We start from the raw sequence: 15,404 nt of genomic DNA, 5'->3' as shown, positions 1-15,404 counted from the left end.
AATTAAAAATGATGCTCAAACCCTTATTTCGTAGCAAACAAATAGATTCCATTTTTTAAAAAAGTTTAATCATTTTGATGCTCCTTATTCCACTAAACACCTGTTAGTTCAAGAAGATTAATTGTTATTTTTATAGTAGAAAATGGTAGCAGCTAATTCACCATTCTCAGATTTCGCATAGTTAGGAATCCGCCCAGCTTGAATATAACCTAATGAAGTATATAGTTTATTGGAAGGGTCTCCTTCTCTTGTATCAAGAACTAATAATGACCTATCCTTCTGTTTTGCGATTTCTTCAACCCTTTGCATAAGTAAACGACCAATACCATTACGTCGATAATTGGGGTGTGTCATTAATTTTGCGATTTCAGCTCTATGGCTTCCATTCTGCTTCGTCGATAATTGTAATTGTACACTTCCAACAATTTGATTGTTGGATTTAGCAACAAATAAAATCACTTCGGAGCTAAGAACGGTTTCCCAGTACTTTTCTGCATCTACTTTCCCCATTGGTGGTAAAAATCCAATCGAAGCCCCATCTTCTACGACCTTTATTAAAAGCTCTGAAAGCTCATTAAGATGTTCTTCAATTAAAAATAATTGTTCAATTTTCACATCAATATCCAAGGCAATCACCTCTATTTTAAATTCTTCCTGTTTTCAGTGCTCTAGCCCAATCTAAGCGACCGTTTATTTCACTTTTATTAATTGCTTCATCTCGATTATAAGGAATATGTAATTGCTCTATCATCCAATCATTTTCTTGTTTTGTAACAATTGTATAATTAGTAAATGGTGAACCTGATTCCATTTTATGATAGATTGGTAATTCATCTTCATAAGCCGGTAGCCCAACACTTCCTGGATTAATAATTATTTCATCATAAATATGAAAAGAATTCTGTCCTCACCTTATATAGAGTGAACATTCACGCTATTATTGTACATTAATTGAAAAAAGCCGACACTAAATATTTTTAGGATCAGCTCTTGCTATTAAACATCTTTATTTGTTTTTAAATGACTTTATTATTTTTTAAGCAACTTTATTATCACTCAACAAGATGCACTGGTGTATTTGTATGAGTCGATAACTCATCAGTTTGTCTAGATAGCTAAGGTCCTCGGCGCTTCGCATCTGCGGATACACCTCCCGCTATGGGCCTCGTCCTCCTCCAAAACCAATCAACCCCTTATACATAATTCCCTGTTTTATACCCTTTTGCGTATAGTATGTAGTCTTTTATTTTCAACTAATTTATTATTAAAAGATTACAGAAATATCGTGATTTTATTTCAAATCTATGTCAATATCTTCTATTTAGTCTAATACTTTATTTTATTAAATTTGAAAAATAAGAATGGATAATCCAATTAAACCAATGCTGTTCAGTCTAAAATATTATTTTAACTGAATTTTAAGAAAAGGATAGTTATTCTCAATCCTTATTCTATAAAGGTTCATTATCCGTACTTGTTCTTCGGTTAATTCCTCTTTATTCCAGTACATATGCATTAAGCTATATTCAAATATTTCCTTTAATTTAATAAATAAAGGAAGCTTATCTATCATTTCTTTAGATATTTCATTTTCCTCTTGGTATCCGTCAACTATTGCTTGTGTAATAGACTTCCCATAGTCAACTATGTTACCATTCCCTACAAACGAATACTCCAACGCACTATAGATTGGAACTGCTAAATCAAATATATAAAAATGTTTCTCACAATCTTGAAAATCAATCATTGTCAAATTCAGATCATTTTCTACTAATATGTTTTCTAACCATAAATCGCCGTGTATCAAGCCATAATTTGAAGGACTCTTTGGCAGCTTCTTTATCGACGATAAAATCTCATGTGCAAATTCTCTAATAATACCTTCTTCTTTAGGGATATAGGTAAGAAAAGAATATTCCTCATTGTCATACCAATCGTTTATATGTTTTATCGGTTCAATACTTTCAAACTTTTTAGATAAACGATGCAATCTACCAATTTGCTGACCCAATTTTTTCAACACACTGGAATTCCATTGACTTCTTGGTAAGTGTATACCAGAAGCAGCTTTATACAATACAATAAAAAGTTCTTTGTCTAGTGTTATTTTTTCTACTAATTTACCATTTAAAGAAGTTATTATTGGAGGTACTCCTAAACCTTCCCTATATAAAAAGTCTGTATATTTAACTTCTTCCAACTGTTCTTCATACGTTTTATAGTTAGTTATTCTAACGAAGTAGTCACCTTGTTCCGAAATACACTGATACATTTCATTTGTTACTGATTTAACTTTAATAAAATCCACTGGATATATTTCATTCATTAATTTAAGTATCTTCTTTTCTAGATTAATCATTTTAAACTCCTTTCCTACCCTAAATTTCGACTTGTCTAACTTAAATTCTTCCTCCCGCTAACCTGCCAGTTAGCTTAAAGTATATTTCTTCACCCTCTCTATACTACCATATATATCCAATCCAGTATCCTTAAACAGTACCGAAAACGGTCGTTTAAGGAACTTTCTTAACGTACGCTAAGATTCTTTCAAAATAAAGATTGTTGATAACTTGTACGTGTCAGTAATACCATCTAGCTGTAGAGTGCCGAAAAAAAGTGAAGCAAACAAAAAATAACTCCAAAATCAACTTTTATTGTAGATTTTGGAGTTACTTGACGTTTACTTTGCAACGAAAGAGAACTGCAACACTGCCTAAAACCTGGGCGCTTATCACATCCACAAACACACAAAATTAAGAAGCCTTCTTCATTCGTTGTTGCTCTTTAATTTGTTCAGCGATAGCTGAAGCAACAGCTGCAGCATGAATACATTCCATATATAGGTCGTCAGCATCTGTATCTTTCACGCTAACTTTTATACTTGTATACTCAAAATCCCTTTGATTTGTTTTTGGATGGTAAAACATGTTTCTCTACTCTTTGATATAGAGTAAGCAATTGTTTGATAAAAGAAAATTTCGGTACTAACCAATACGAAAATAACGCTGAAACACATCCTATTAAAGCCCCTATTGCAACATCAAAAGGATAATGAACCCCTACCCAAATACGAGAGATCGCTACACAAAATGCAAGTATAAGCCATAACCATCCAGTCTTTTTACGAACAAGCCAAAATGAAAAACAAATCGAAAAAAAGAGAATCGTATGGTCACTAGGAAATGAATTATCTACAGCATGGTCGACAAGTTTATTAACATCAGGCAATACTGCAAACGGTTGATAATTCAAATGAAATTTCCCTGCTATTTTCCCAATCATCTCAGCAATCACAAAAGCAACCATCGCTTGAATAACCATCATCCTACTTTTTCTGGACCCGGTAAACCAATAAGCTATAATAATTAAACCCAAAATATATACCATATATTCTGCCAAAAATACCATGGCTGAGTTTAGGAATGAATATTGTTTACCTAAATCATTAATTGCTCGAAAAATATCAATATTGAATTGAGAAAAAGACATTTTCAAATCCCTCCTTTATAGTAAGGTGTTTAACTGATTGCCATATACCTTCATTACATGAATAGTTTTGATTATTGTACTCATCTAAAAATACCAACCTTCTTGTACGCTTATAATTTTATTATGGGAAAAAAGGTTTAAATGGGACTTAACTACTTCTTAACTATGTGAATGTACTGTTTCTTCCTCTAACATGACGTTTTCACTTAAAAAATAAGCGGCATACGTACGTATATTTCGACTAACGTTTTTAAACGCGAGCTGAGAAAACGTCATCTTTCTTCTTTTTCACTATAATAAAAAAAGAAAAAGGAAAACATCGAACTTTCTTACAAACATTCGTGCATTCTTACAGTTTTGTCATTTTTCTCGTCATTTTGTAAATGTGTTCATCGCCTTGCCTTTCGCTATTTTCAAAAACTCTTGTAACTCTGGGTTTATATTCGTCTTTCGGTATGCAACGGCTAGTTCCGCAACAATTTTAGAATCACATATTTCTTTGTAGATAACTTCTGATTGATATAATTTATTTGCAGACACCTATCCGCTGTTAATTAAATAAGAAAAATTATATGTTTCTAATACATGTTTTTGATCGAGCTTTAATTTAAAGCTACAAAGAAGTAAATAAAGAAAAATATTACGCAAACTCAGGTCCAAAAATTATTACCAAAAATAAAAAAGCCTAACATATTAGTCATATATAATATGTTAGGACTCTTATATTTTAGGTTCCTTTGAATTTAGGTCTTGATAACGTACGAAATTCGCGTTTTGTTGGCGAGACCTCAATAATGATTAAACCTTTTGATAAAAGAATTATTCAATTTAATACAAAAAGAGCGTATTTCGATTTTTTTAACACGCTCTTTTCTTTTGTTCATTTATTACGGTTAACTACATTTATTTTGGTTAGTTCACCAAGATTTTTCTCTTAAATCCACTCTTTTCCGTGTTCGCGAATGAATCGAAGTTCCTCTTGATAATGATTATAATGTCCTTCGTCAATCATTTTTTGAAACGCCATATCGCCTTCTTTGGCTTTCCTTTGCATGGTTTTACATAATCCCTCTACTCGTAGCAATACCATCTTTAAAAACCCTTTTTCTATTCCCTCCATACCATAGGAATCAAAAAACAATTTAACCCTTTGTTTGATTCGCTCAGCATCCTTTAACGAATCATAATAAATGGCTTCGCCTTCTTCTGTATGATAAAGTCTACTTAAAGGAACGCAAGTGTAAAGCGTATAGGCGATATCCCAAAGTCTTGGACCAGGAGCAGCCAAATCAAAATCAATCACACCTACTGGTTTTTCGTGATTAAAAATAATGTTATAGATAGCAAAATCATTATGGCACATCACCTCAAATGGCTGCGGGGTGTTATCAATGGGTTGCCAACGTTCTTCCATTGGAAAATCACTCACCGCCTCATGATAGAGACGAAGCATTTTTGCGATCTCTTTTAAAGCCTCATCCGACCACATGTATTTTTTTAACGGATAATTGCCTGCTTCTCCTTTGATAAAAGATAAGACCTCTCTCCCTTTTTCATCAATACCTAGAAACTTTGGCACACTATTTAAGCTTTTGCTTTCAAGGTGCTTTAGCAATGTATGAATTTTAACACTATCAGGCTTTAATTCTCGTCGAACCGTATCTCCCGAACGATATACGTTTGAGACATTCCCTCCTGTTAGCATTTGTTCATTTTCGTACTGGCTTTTCATTAAAATTCCCCCTATTTAGGGACGCTATAATTGTGTCAATAGAGATGTATTTTTGCCCATAAATAAAAGCAGATATACAAAGGTATCTGCTTGGCAATGGGAATGTAATTGTCCACACCATGTGTCCCTTGAATGATTTTAGATAGACAAATAAACGCATCCTTAAGAATCAAGGACCGCAACTGTCTCTATCTAGTTAAATAATCATTTCAAGTTATTCCACATATGTAGTATAGATTCCCCTCTCTTTACATCTCGAAATTAAATATTACCACAAATCACCAACTAAATAAAGGGAATTTTTATAGTTTTTCAATTATTCTATCTCGTTACTTTCAGTACATCTTTTCAAAATCGCTTATCTATCTTAACAAATGTTCTCAATCCTAAGGTTGCCTTGTTCTTTTTAACATTTCTTCCCCAATTCACAAATACAACGCAAAGTTTTTTTCCTCAAGTCTTGCTATTGGGACTAATCTATTCTGGACTAACATTGGGGTGGTTCATCTGCTACATCTCCATTATGAACTTGTTCAGAACGTGGATTTTAAAGCCAGCTATCCAGCGTATTATGGAGCGAACAACGGGTGTAGTTCTACTCTGTTTATGGCTAAAACTTGTAATGGGAACAAAATAAAAAAGCTTTTTGAATTTTTGAAGGAGGCTGTCCCAAAAGTAGCTATTCAGCTACTTTTGGGACAGCCTCCTATAATAAAAAACGTTTTACTTGTTAGGTATTCTATATTTCCGTTAAAAAGAATTTTTAAAAATCAGTACATTTATAAATTCTCACCGTTAAGAAGTAAGAGCCGATAAATATAAGTATGGTAACGATTGAAACAAGTGTAATTAGTTGATTAATAGTAAATTGTGTAGTGATGTTATGAAAAATATTGATAATATTTAAATGTTCCACAATTTTTCTCCATGAAATAACAACTATAGGGAAAGTAAAGCTGACTGCAGCTAACAAATATTTATTGGTAAAGCGATAGCAAAATGGTAAGTAGATAGATGTAAGCAACATGACAGTAAGAACACTAACCACAATTGCCTGTGGAGTTTCAATTTTAACCCCATAAGTCGGGGCTGCAACTTGAACTACCGCTTGAATCAATAATGAGAATAGAACTACTATAAGTGTAAACAACATTGTACCGATATATTTTGACATAATAATTGTCTTTCTACTATAAGGCAGGCTATTGATAAACTTGTGACTATTATTCTTTTCGTCGTAATAATGTAGATTTAACATATAACAACAAGCCACCAAAACGACTATAAAACCAAAGCTTCCCAATGTCCCAATATAAAGGCATATGGTAAGTATATAGAGCACCATAATTAATTTTTGCAATCGAAAATCCTTTAATATTAAATTATACATATTGAACATTCCCCTTTTTTGTATAGTACATAATATCTTCTAATGTCGCTTCTTCAATTAATACATCATTCCCTAATTGCGTACGTGAACGGCTGGCGTTACTTGTGAGTGCTTCAAATCCCACGTTTGTTTCACGAATTCCGATTAATTGTTCTCTGATTTTCGGTGTAAGCAAGGCTGTATCCCCTTTTACAATTGCATATTCTTCAGAAATACTATGTATATCTTTTTCAAACACAACCTCTCCATTATGAATAAATACAATATAATCAGCAATACGATCTAAATCAGTTGTAATATGTGTGGAGAAAAAAATTGTTTTATCTTGATCGACCATTAAATCATAAAGGATGTCTAAAAGTTCTCTTCGAAATACAGGATCGAGTCCAGATGTCGGTTCATCCATAATAATAAATTCGGCATGATGTGAAAGTGCAAACGCTAGGGAAGTCTTCATTTTCATCCCTTTAGACATCTTTTTCATTTTTATGTTAGTCGATAACTCAAAGTGCTGTATGTAGAATTTGAACTGATTTTCATCCCATTTTTTATAGGCTGGAGCAATGAATTTTTTCAGTTGATGAATTGTCATATCTTCATAAAAGATATTGTCATCGTATACGAATCCAATACGCTCTTTAATAGAAACTTGATCCTTTTGATGATCCTTACCAAAAACTTTGATATCCCCACTATCCTTATTAATAAGGTCCATAATAAGTTTAATTGTCGTACTTTTTCCTGCACCATTTGCGCCAATAAATCCCGTTACAAACCCCTTTTTGATATTAAATGATACATTTTTCAAAGAAAATCCTTTGTATGTTTTTGAAATATTTTTCAGTTCTACAATGTTTTCCATTTCTACTCCTCCTCATAGATACGATTAATAATCTGTATTAATTCATCCCGTAATAAATGATTAGCCTTACTTTCTCGAACGACTACACTAAACTTTTCACGTATTGGATCGCTTGATTCATCCACTCGTTGTTTTTTGTTTTGTTTTGCAACAAACGAGCCCTTCCCTACTATAGAGTAGATATAACCTGCTTTTTCAAGTTCTTCGTACGCCCTTTTTGAAGTAATAACGCTTATCTTCAAGTCCCTTGCTAATGAACGCATGGAAGGTAATGCATCATCTTCTTTCAATGTCCCATTTGATACTTGTAATATAATTTGGTCAATGATTTGCTGATAAATGGGTGACTTAGAACTATTAGATAGTAAAATTTTCATGTTTTAACTCCTTATTAGCTTCTATACACATTATATACAATACGCACAATATATACAATATATACAATGGAATAAGATTCTCAAGTAAAAATATTTTTGATAACATCGGAAAGAATTTTGCGAAGAATTACACTTAAATAAGTTATCACTAATGATATAATTTATCTGTGTCAATACATTTAAAACTACTCATTAGTAGGATTATACGAATTAAGGATTGTTAAGAAATATATATTTAATGGAGGGAGTTACAATGAATAATGAATTATTGAATGATTTGATTTTATCTGTAAATAGCCAGAACCTTCATATTCTGAATGTAATTGTTAGGCAAAATGGAAATATAATTGCAAAACATGATTTTGAAGAAGAAAAGCCTGCTCTTTTATATTCAATAAGCAAAACATTTACATCAATGGCAGTCGGTATTGCCATTAGGGATGGGTACTTTAAAATTAATGACCATGTTATAGATTTTTTCTCAGATATTCAACATGACCCAATGAATGAATACTTAAAAGAGATGACTATTTATGATTTGCTTTGCATGGGAACTGGACATGCAGAATGCCCAGTTATGAAGGCTGATTGGAGTAGTGGTCAGGAATGGGATATTTCACAATTATTCTTTGATGAACCGATTGTATTTAAACCAGGTACTCATTTTACATATAACAATGCCGCAACCTATATGCTTTCAAAAATCATAAGTATTACTACAGGAAGTAACTTGGATGAATACTTAGATAGAAAGATATTTAAACATTTAGACATACAAAAACCTAAATGGGATACATGTCCAAAAGGAATTCCACAAGGATTCTCAGGTTTATATTTAACAGCAGAACAATTATCTAGATTCGGGCAATTAATTCTCGATAAAGGTGTCTGGAAAGGTAAGCAACTGATTCCTTCAAGTTACATTGAACAAGCAACATCTGTCCAAATAAAGACCAACGATTTTAATCCTTATTTTGCTACGGCAGACCATCATCAAGGATACGGTTATCAAATATGGATGAACTCTTGGCCTAAATCATATCGTATGGATGGTTTATATGGTCAATATGTTGTAATGCTGCCAGATAAAAATGCAGTTATAACATATATTTCAAATGAACCACAAAATATGACGGGTGTTCTTGAACTTACATGGGAGACATTAATCGATAAACTATAATCTTATCGAGGATTATGTGTTGTTAATACGCATTCTTCAAATAAGATGCAACAAAGACATTTTCTTGTCAAGTAAACAAGCTAATAGAAACATCTTGTTATGCCATTAAAGGGCGCTTTAATGGAGCAATGAAAAAAGCCTAATTTCTTCGCATTAAATTGAGAAATTAGGCTTTTTAATATTTAAACTTCCTTAACGTTGTAAAACCGCATTTTCCTGACGCTACCCCATATAAAGAAATTTTAAACATCTTAATCTGCCTTTCCTTTATGTAAATATGGAAATAATGAAATTACCCCAAGGATAGCTAAACAAGCTCCAATCCATAGCGGAGATACAAAACCATATCCTTTACTGATCCCAAGACCACCTAGTGACGAACCAATAACAATACCTAGCGTAATAAAAGAACTATGAACGGTATTTATCATTATTCCATTACTAGCTGTTTTCATCACCCTCGCAACCATAGCTGGATTCAATGCTACACCAGTTAAACCAATAAAAATCGTAGAAATAACTGCAATGTATTTATTCTCTGCACTTAAAGCAAATAAAGACAACGCTATGATTAATATAATTAATCCACCCATAAGTATTTTCATTGTAAATTTATCAGCGAACTTGCCAATTATTATATTCCCAATTACCGTCGCACTACCATAGAGAGCAAGTAAATATGGAATACTTGCACTTGAAAAGCCTGTGACATTTGTAAAGATCGGAGTGAAATAACTAAATGCTGCAAACGTACCACCAATAATGAACATACTTGTTACGTACGCTGCCCAAAGATGAATATTCTTAAATCGCAGAAGTTCGTCTTTCCAATTTAATTGCTCTTTATTTGAAGATAATGGTAACAACCGTTGAATCATAATCCCTGATACTAGCACAAGAACAGAAACAGCCCCAAAACTAATACGCCAGCCAAAATATTGCGAAATAACGGTTGTTATAGGTAAACCTAATACAGTTGCGAACATTAAACCTGCAAGTACAATTGATGCAGCTTTTCCCCTTGAATCAGAGTGAACCAATGTTGCAGAAAAGGAAATCGCAACTCCAAAAGCTGAAGCTGAAGCAATACCAGTTATAATACGTGAAATCATCATAATATCATAGTTCCAAGCAATAGCTCCGAGCGATTGACCAATTAAAAATACGAACATTAAAAACAATAATGCTTGTTTGCTGCGCATTCGTAAGAGGATTGCAGTTAAAATGGGGCCTCCTATTACCATTGCTCCTGCATAAGCTGAAATTAAATACCCAATAGATGATACAGAAACCTGGAATGCAAGAGCAAGTTCATTCATCATACCTGCAACCATAAATTCTGATGTAGTCATACAAAAGATTGCTAAAGCTAATAAATAAATAATCGATGGCATAAAAACACTCCTTATTCATTATTGTAATGATTGGTACAAAAATAGTGCGAAAAAAGAGCGCACTAAGCGCCACAAATAGACTCCATTGTTCCTTTGATAACTTGTTCAGACAACATCCGATTTTGCATCGCTACATTAAGAACACGGAATCCGTAATAACTGCTTAAAAGCAGACTAGCTAATTCCTCAGCTGATTGCTTCTTTGAAATTTCACCTGTTTGCAATCCTTCCTCCATCACTGTTTCAATAGCTTGTTTAAGAAGTTCAACATGCTTCGAGAAAATTTCTTGTACCATTAAATCGTTTTTAGCACGTTCTATACTGGCATTAATCAATAAACATCCTTTTTGATCAATATTCTCAAAGTCTTCTTTCAATGCCCATTCAAAAAAATTACTTAATCGTTCTTTAACTGGAATTGGAGTATCTAACAATTTCTTTTGTTCCCTAATCCCAATTTCATGGTAGCGTTCTAATACTTGTTTATACAGTTCATGTTTACTACCGAAAGTATTGTATAAACTTCCTTTTCCAAGTCCTGTATCACTGCATAAATCTTGTGTAGAACACCCTTCATATCCTCTTAACCAAAATGTTTTCATTGCAACATCTACAATTGAGGAATAATCAAACTCTCGGGGTCTGCCGCGTTTATTCAATCGTATCCTCCTCTCATTTTAAAGATAACATTAATAGAATACTCTTTTTTGTACCACATGGTCAATAATTTTGTTTTATTGTTACTGTAAAATAAAATTTGATTATTTTAGATTACGAATAATTAAAAATAGCTCCCTTATTCAAATACAAGTCTTATTTGAATTAACAATTTCATCAATCTTTATTATTAATTATCAAACTTTGTTATAAATGATCAATCTATTTTACAAAGCCACAAAAAGACAAAATATAAATTGTTTAATCATTTGTTTTTCTACGTTTCCATAGGAAAAGTCGGGGAGCGAAACTCAGCCAAGGAGAAGTCGTTGGTCTAATTGGGGTTACCATACATCGCTATCAATCTAAGGTAAATTTGTATCCATATAACAAAAAAAACGCTATTCTTTTTGTAGAAAAATACAGAAAGGATGGCGTTTTGTATGACTCTATCGATTCAAGATGAGTTTCATTTATTCGCTGAAGAATTACAGCGATATCTATCCCCAAGCATCCTTCAACAGCTCGCACAGGAGACCGGTTTCGTAAAACGTAAAAGTAAATATGGCGCACGTGATTTGGCCGCTTTATGTATTTGGATTAGTCAACACGTAGCAAGCGATTCTCTTACTCGATTATGTAGTCAGCTTTATACAAATACAGCTACACTCATGAGCCCAGAAGGACTGAATCAACGCTTTAATCCAGCAGCTGTCGCATTTCTTCGAGAAGTGTTTACTTCCCTTCTCACACAAAAACTCTGTTCTAATCACTCACTTTCTGCACATATAATCTCTACTTTCAATCGTATCCGTATTCTAGATGCAACAGTGTTTCAACTACCTGATCAATTCGCTACTGACTATCAAGGTTCAGGTGGGAGTAGTAATAAGGCAGGCGTGAAAATCCAATTGGAATATGATTTACTTAGTGGTCAATTTCTTAACGTGCAGCTTGGACCGGGAAAGAATAATGATAAAACATACGGTACCATTTGCCTTGAAACCGTAGAAGCAGGCGATTTGTGTTTACGTGATCTTGGTTACTTCGATTTAGGAGACTTACAAACCATTCATGATAAAGAGGCTTACTATATCTCACGGTTGAAGCTGAATACACGCATTTATACCAAGAACCCTGAACCAGAATACTTCAACAATGGTACGTTAAAAAAGCAGACAGAATACATCCAGCTTGATATGACACAAATGATGTCGGATCTAATCCCTGGTGAAACGATAGAAATCCCTAAGGCATACATTGACCAAAATCAGAAACTTCCAGCACGTGTTATTATCCATCGTTTAACCGATGATCAAACGCAAACACGTCTGAAAAACCAAGCGATACGTGAAAAGAAGAAAGGCATTGTCATGAAGGATAAAAGTAAACGTTTAATGGGCATGAATGTATATATCACGAACACGGTGCTAGAAGAAGTACCGACGAACTACGTGCATCCATTATATTCACTTCGTTGGCAGATTGAAATTTTGTTTAAAACGTGGAAGTCACTCTTTGAAATTGATGAATGTCAAAATATAAAAAGAGAACGCCTAGAGTGCCATTTATATGGACAACTCATCGGCATTCTCCTCTGTTCTTCTACGATGTTTCAAATGCGTCAGTTTCTGCTTGAAAAGAAAAAACAGGAGCTGAGTGAATACAAAGCGATGTATATGATTAAAGATTACTTTCCATTACTGTTTCAAGCGATAGCCGTTGGCACAGAAAAACTTTTAAAAATTCTGCATCGCCTTTATCAGCTGCTCAAAAAGAACAGTCGTAAATGTCATCGGTATAAGAAGGTGACCGTCTTTGATATTCTAGGGATTGTGTATAAAACGACGGTGAAGAATAGACAAGTTGCCTAGCGAAAAAATCACGTTTTAATAGGCTTCTTTAGCATGCCTACCTTTCTATAAATTACCAGTTATGAAACAAGGATCGTTTCATAACTAGTAATTTACTTGATTAGCTTGATGGGTATGTGACGCTACCCCTAAAACAAAAAAGACTGTAGGCAAACTCGATTTTCATCAAGTTTGTCTACAGTCTTTTTATGCTTACTTGATTTCAACTTTGTAGTCTCCATCAATTAACAAGTACCATTTACCTGCACCATATTTTTCTTTACTTACTTCAAACGCTTTAGTGCCTGTTACTTGGATATCTGGGTTTAAGTCACTTAAAACTTTTGAATTATCGATATTTGTTTCAGTTGCGTAACTTGCACTTGCTTCAACATCAGCATCATATTTAGTTCCCTTCTCATCCACTAATTGAATAGTTGGCAATGAGAAAGAATTTACTGGTTTATCAGAAGTGTTTTTCATATTGTATTGAACTGCTACAATAGTACCACCGTTACTAGCATCTTTTTTAACAATTTCAGGTCCAACAGATGCTTTTTCTTCTACTTTTGTAACTGTTACATCAACCTTTTTAGCTTTTACAACTTCATTGACCTTATAAGTTTTGGCTTTTTCTGTTTTAGTTTCTTCAGAATCTCCTCCACCGGCAACAGCTACTACGATACCGATCACTACAAGGGCAATAATACCTAAACACCCAAATTTAAAAAACTTCTTCATTGTAAATCCTCCAAAATCTCATATGTATGTGACACGATGACACAAAGATTAGTATAACAAATCTAGTTAAAAGTTGCCATTCATAAATGTAAGATTCCTAAACTTTTTTTATTAATATACATCCACCTTACATACCGCTATTTAAATGAGTTTTTATTTACTGTTGTCGAAGTTTATATACAAGTATTTGGGTTATTAATCTAGCAGGTAATAAAAAAGTGTAAGATTTTCAATTATCATAAATAGTGCTTTGTAAGTTTTTTACTTCCATAAACATTTTTAAGTTATATACAAAAAACATGCTTTGACATCGTCTAAATCATGGTAATTATTTAAACTACTATAAAACTGCTAAATTGATTTTTTTAGCTCATCTATTTATTGAATTCATTAACTGGAAGAAGTATTCAGGTTTATGAGTCTTATTTAGGTTATACCATGCATGTAATGTGTCTGGTGCAAATACATCTAATTTTTTCAGTACTTCCATCGTAAATTCCAGAGGTGCTACTCCTGATGCAGTAATCAAATCCTCACCAGATACCGCAGGTTCCATCTCATAAAATTTTTCTCCTTTATAATTAGGACAGACCATTTTAATATACTCTAAGTCATTGCTTGTGTGCTTTCTAGAATCTAAGTATCCCATATTCGCGAGGGCCTCAGTTGCACCGCAAATTGCAGCAACAATAGTGCCAAGCTTTAAAGCTTCGCCAATTTTTTTCAAAATAGGTTGATGAATATCTTCTCTCCAAGTATTCCCTCCAGGTAAAACTAAAAGATCTTTACTCTCAAGAGTACATTCATCAAGGGAAATATCTGGTTTTATGCTCAGTCCTCCCATCGTAGTAATAATTTCTTTATTAGCTCCTACTGTAACTACTTTTAAAGAGGCTACATCTTTTTTGAAATATCTTCCCGAGTTTAATTCAGCAATTAAATACCCATATTCCCAGTCTGACATTGTATGAAATACATAAAGATAAACTTTTTTTGTTTGCATCCAATAACACTCCAATCACAATTGATATAGCCTATTATAATATAACTTCCCTGACAGCTAACGTCAGGGAAGTTATCATACTTGATGAAATTTTACTAACTCTGACAGAACTTCAATAAGTCTTTTCTTAAGACTTATTGGCTCAATAACTTGAATAGATTTACCGTACGGTAAAAGTAAATAAGGTACATATGTATGTATCATATTTTTTTCAAGAAGAAATACTGCTTGATTTGAAGTCCGTTCTTGTAAATAATGTCCTAAAAACCAATGTTGGCAAATATCACCCAACGCCCTTGTGTTTCCATTAATAACCAAATAAATAATCCCTTCCTTATCTTCTATAGTTGGAAGGAGGTTTTTCATAAAAAAATCACGTGCTGAAAAATTTTCTGGCCGGTTAAACTTATTTTCGGTTAGCATTAGACTTTCAATTCGATCTACTCTAAAACTACGGATATCATTCCTAAGATGACAAAATCCAATCACATACCACTTATTATTCCAATAAATAATTCTGTACGGATCAATCAATCTATACTTTGATTGCTCTTCGCCACTTTTATGGTATCGAATTTTTACAGAGTATCCGTCAGCTACGGCCTGCTCCAACTCCTCCAAGAAAGGTTCCATGAATACTCCCCCACTTAGCAAAGCTTGAAGTGGGGGTTTCTAACGTTTCGACCTAACGGACGATTAACGTCAGTGGAGTTAACACATTAGCGA

Annotated in this window: 17 protein-coding genes and 1 pseudogene; 3 read left to right on the top strand and 15 right to left on the bottom strand. The window is 33.3% G+C overall.

Going from position 1 to position 15,404, the window contains the following annotated elements:
* Window positions 1–117: 117 nt before the first annotated feature.
* From ACIQ7L_RS26800 to ACIQ7L_RS26770, 7 genes are all read right to left on the bottom strand, one after another.
* The gene (locus ACIQ7L_RS26800; RefSeq protein WP_400573091.1) at window positions 118–627 is read right to left on the bottom strand and encodes a GNAT family N-acetyltransferase; all 510 of its coding nucleotides are present in this window, start codon (window positions 625–627) and stop codon (window positions 118–120) included.
* Window positions 628–643: 16 nt separating this feature from the next.
* Window positions 644–811, bottom strand: coding sequence for a hypothetical protein (locus tag ACIQ7L_RS26795; RefSeq protein ID WP_400573089.1), 168 nt, complete (start codon window positions 809–811; stop codon window positions 644–646).
* A gap of 591 nt (window positions 812–1,402) precedes the next feature.
* Window positions 1,403–2,359 carry a phosphotransferase enzyme family protein gene (locus ACIQ7L_RS26790; RefSeq protein WP_400573087.1) on the bottom strand — a complete coding sequence of 319 codons (957 nt, stop codon included), beginning with the start codon at window positions 2,357–2,359 and terminating at the stop codon, window positions 1,403–1,405.
* A gap of 394 nt (window positions 2,360–2,753) precedes the next feature.
* The gene (locus tag ACIQ7L_RS26785; protein ID WP_400573085.1) at window positions 2,754–2,927 is read right to left on the bottom strand and encodes a hypothetical protein; all 174 of its coding nucleotides are present in this window, start codon (window positions 2,925–2,927) and stop codon (window positions 2,754–2,756) included.
* Window positions 2,890–3,489 (bottom strand): undecaprenyl-diphosphatase, encoded by a 600-nt coding sequence (locus ACIQ7L_RS26780; protein WP_400573083.1) that lies wholly within the window; start codon window positions 3,487–3,489, stop codon window positions 2,890–2,892. The genes ACIQ7L_RS26785 and ACIQ7L_RS26780 overlap by 38 nt, the downstream gene beginning before the upstream one ends.
* A 372-nt stretch (window positions 3,490–3,861) precedes the next feature.
* Complete coding sequence (locus tag ACIQ7L_RS26775; RefSeq protein ID WP_400573081.1) at window positions 3,862–4,029, bottom strand: type 2 periplasmic-binding domain-containing protein; 168 nt, start codon at window positions 4,027–4,029, stop codon at window positions 3,862–3,864.
* Window positions 4,030–4,423: 394 nt separating this feature from the next.
* A complete protein-coding gene (locus ACIQ7L_RS26770) occupies window positions 4,424–5,221 on the bottom strand; it encodes a phosphotransferase (RefSeq protein ID WP_400573079.1) in 798 nt (265 codons plus the stop codon).
* Between the two features lie 289 nt (window positions 5,222–5,510).
* Here ACIQ7L_RS26770 and ACIQ7L_RS26765 point away from each other — a divergent pair, with 289 nt between their 5' ends.
* Complete coding sequence (locus ACIQ7L_RS26765) at window positions 5,511–5,858, top strand: LysE family translocator (protein WP_400573122.1); 348 nt, start codon at window positions 5,511–5,513, stop codon at window positions 5,856–5,858.
* A gap of 126 nt (window positions 5,859–5,984) precedes the next feature.
* On the opposite strand, the gene ACIQ7L_RS26760 is transcribed toward ACIQ7L_RS26765, so the two are convergent.
* The 3 genes from ACIQ7L_RS26760 to ACIQ7L_RS26750 are packed head-to-tail and all read right to left on the bottom strand — an operon-like array spanning window position 5,985 to window position 7,850.
* Window positions 5,985–6,611: an ABC-2 transporter permease gene (locus tag ACIQ7L_RS26760; protein WP_400573077.1), complete on the bottom strand. Its 627-nt coding sequence runs from the start codon at window positions 6,609–6,611 to the stop codon at window positions 5,985–5,987.
* On the bottom strand, window positions 6,604–7,473 hold the full coding sequence (locus tag ACIQ7L_RS26755; protein WP_400573075.1) for an ABC transporter ATP-binding protein: 870 nt from the start codon (window positions 7,471–7,473) through the stop codon (window positions 6,604–6,606). Before ACIQ7L_RS26755 ends, ACIQ7L_RS26760 begins: the two co-directional genes overlap by 8 nt.
* A 2-nt stretch (window positions 7,474–7,475) precedes the next feature.
* Window positions 7,476–7,850: a GntR family transcriptional regulator gene (locus tag ACIQ7L_RS26750; protein ID WP_400573073.1), complete on the bottom strand. Its 375-nt coding sequence runs from the start codon at window positions 7,848–7,850 to the stop codon at window positions 7,476–7,478.
* A gap of 253 nt (window positions 7,851–8,103) precedes the next feature.
* Here ACIQ7L_RS26750 and ACIQ7L_RS26745 point away from each other — a divergent pair, with 253 nt between their 5' ends.
* Window positions 8,104–9,030 carry a serine hydrolase domain-containing protein gene (locus ACIQ7L_RS26745; RefSeq protein WP_400573072.1) on the top strand — a complete coding sequence of 309 codons (927 nt, stop codon included), beginning with the start codon at window positions 8,104–8,106 and terminating at the stop codon, window positions 9,028–9,030.
* A gap of 251 nt (window positions 9,031–9,281) precedes the next feature.
* Here ACIQ7L_RS26745 and ACIQ7L_RS26740 read toward each other — a convergent pair whose 3' ends face one another.
* A complete protein-coding gene (locus ACIQ7L_RS26740) occupies window positions 9,282–10,424 on the bottom strand; it encodes an MFS transporter (protein ID WP_400573070.1) in 1,143 nt (380 codons plus the stop codon).
* Between the two features lie 62 nt (window positions 10,425–10,486).
* Complete coding sequence (locus ACIQ7L_RS26735; protein ID WP_400573068.1) at window positions 10,487–11,083, bottom strand: TetR/AcrR family transcriptional regulator; 597 nt, start codon at window positions 11,081–11,083, stop codon at window positions 10,487–10,489.
* A 441-nt stretch (window positions 11,084–11,524) separates the two neighbouring features.
* Between ACIQ7L_RS26735 and ACIQ7L_RS26730 the strand changes: the two genes are divergently transcribed.
* The gene (locus ACIQ7L_RS26730; RefSeq protein ID WP_400573066.1) at window positions 11,525–12,955 is read left to right on the top strand and encodes an IS4 family transposase; all 1,431 of its coding nucleotides are present in this window, start codon (window positions 11,525–11,527) and stop codon (window positions 12,953–12,955) included.
* Between the two features lie 192 nt (window positions 12,956–13,147).
* On the opposite strand, the gene ACIQ7L_RS26725 is transcribed toward ACIQ7L_RS26730, so the two are convergent.
* The 3 genes and pseudogenes from ACIQ7L_RS26725 to ACIQ7L_RS26715 all read right to left on the bottom strand — a co-directional run.
* The gene (locus ACIQ7L_RS26725; protein ID WP_400573064.1) at window positions 13,148–13,675 is read right to left on the bottom strand and encodes a DUF4352 domain-containing protein; all 528 of its coding nucleotides are present in this window, start codon (window positions 13,673–13,675) and stop codon (window positions 13,148–13,150) included.
* A 370-nt stretch (window positions 13,676–14,045) separates the two neighbouring features.
* Window positions 14,046–14,678: a type 1 glutamine amidotransferase family protein gene (locus ACIQ7L_RS26720; protein ID WP_400573062.1), complete on the bottom strand. Its 633-nt coding sequence runs from the start codon at window positions 14,676–14,678 to the stop codon at window positions 14,046–14,048.
* Window positions 14,679–14,753: 75 nt separating this feature from the next.
* Window positions 14,754–15,311 (bottom strand): annotated as a pseudogene (locus ACIQ7L_RS26715) (helix-turn-helix transcriptional regulator); the annotation flags it as partial.
* Window positions 15,312–15,404 lie beyond the last annotated feature (93 nt).

Source organism: Bacillus sp. NPDC094106, assembly GCF_044764345.1.
In the GTDB taxonomy this organism is placed as follows: Bacteria; Bacillota; Bacilli; order Bacillales; family Bacillaceae_G; genus Bacillus_A.
This window is presented reverse-complemented; position numbering and strand designations above follow the sequence as displayed.

Excerpts from the sequence above, each read along its gene's own strand:
- ACIQ7L_RS26795 (WP_400573089.1), bottom strand. The coding sequence starts at position 811 with ATGGAATCAGGTTCACCATTTACTAATTATACAATTGTTACAAAACAA.
- ACIQ7L_RS26790 (WP_400573087.1), bottom strand. The coding sequence starts at position 2,359 with ATGATTAATCTAGAAAAGAAGATACTTAAATTAATGAATGAAATATAT.
- ACIQ7L_RS26785 (WP_400573085.1), bottom strand. The coding sequence starts at position 2,927 with ATGTTTTACCATCCAAAAACAAATCAAAGGGATTTTGAGTATACAAGT.
- ACIQ7L_RS26780 (WP_400573083.1), bottom strand. The coding sequence starts at position 3,489 with ATGTCTTTTTCTCAATTCAATATTGATATTTTTCGAGCAATTAATGAT.
- ACIQ7L_RS26770 (WP_400573079.1), bottom strand. The coding sequence starts at position 5,221 with ATGAAAAGCCAGTACGAAAATGAACAAATGCTAACAGGAGGGAATGTC.
- ACIQ7L_RS26760 (WP_400573077.1), bottom strand. The coding sequence starts at position 6,611 with ATGTATAATTTAATATTAAAGGATTTTCGATTGCAAAAATTAATTATG.
- ACIQ7L_RS26755 (WP_400573075.1), bottom strand. The coding sequence starts at position 7,473 with ATGGAAAACATTGTAGAACTGAAAAATATTTCAAAAACATACAAAGGA.
- ACIQ7L_RS26750 (WP_400573073.1), bottom strand. The coding sequence starts at position 7,850 with ATGAAAATTTTACTATCTAATAGTTCTAAGTCACCCATTTATCAGCAA.
- ACIQ7L_RS26745 (WP_400573072.1), top strand. The coding sequence starts at position 8,104 with ATGAATAATGAATTATTGAATGATTTGATTTTATCTGTAAATAGCCAG.
- ACIQ7L_RS26740 (WP_400573070.1), bottom strand. The coding sequence starts at position 10,424 with ATGCCATCGATTATTTATTTATTAGCTTTAGCAATCTTTTGTATGACT.
- ACIQ7L_RS26730 (WP_400573066.1), top strand. The coding sequence starts at position 11,525 with ATGACTCTATCGATTCAAGATGAGTTTCATTTATTCGCTGAAGAATTA.
- ACIQ7L_RS26725 (WP_400573064.1), bottom strand. The coding sequence starts at position 13,675 with ATGAAGAAGTTTTTTAAATTTGGGTGTTTAGGTATTATTGCCCTTGTA.
- ACIQ7L_RS26720 (WP_400573062.1), bottom strand. The coding sequence starts at position 14,678 with ATGCAAACAAAAAAAGTTTATCTTTATGTATTTCATACAATGTCAGAC.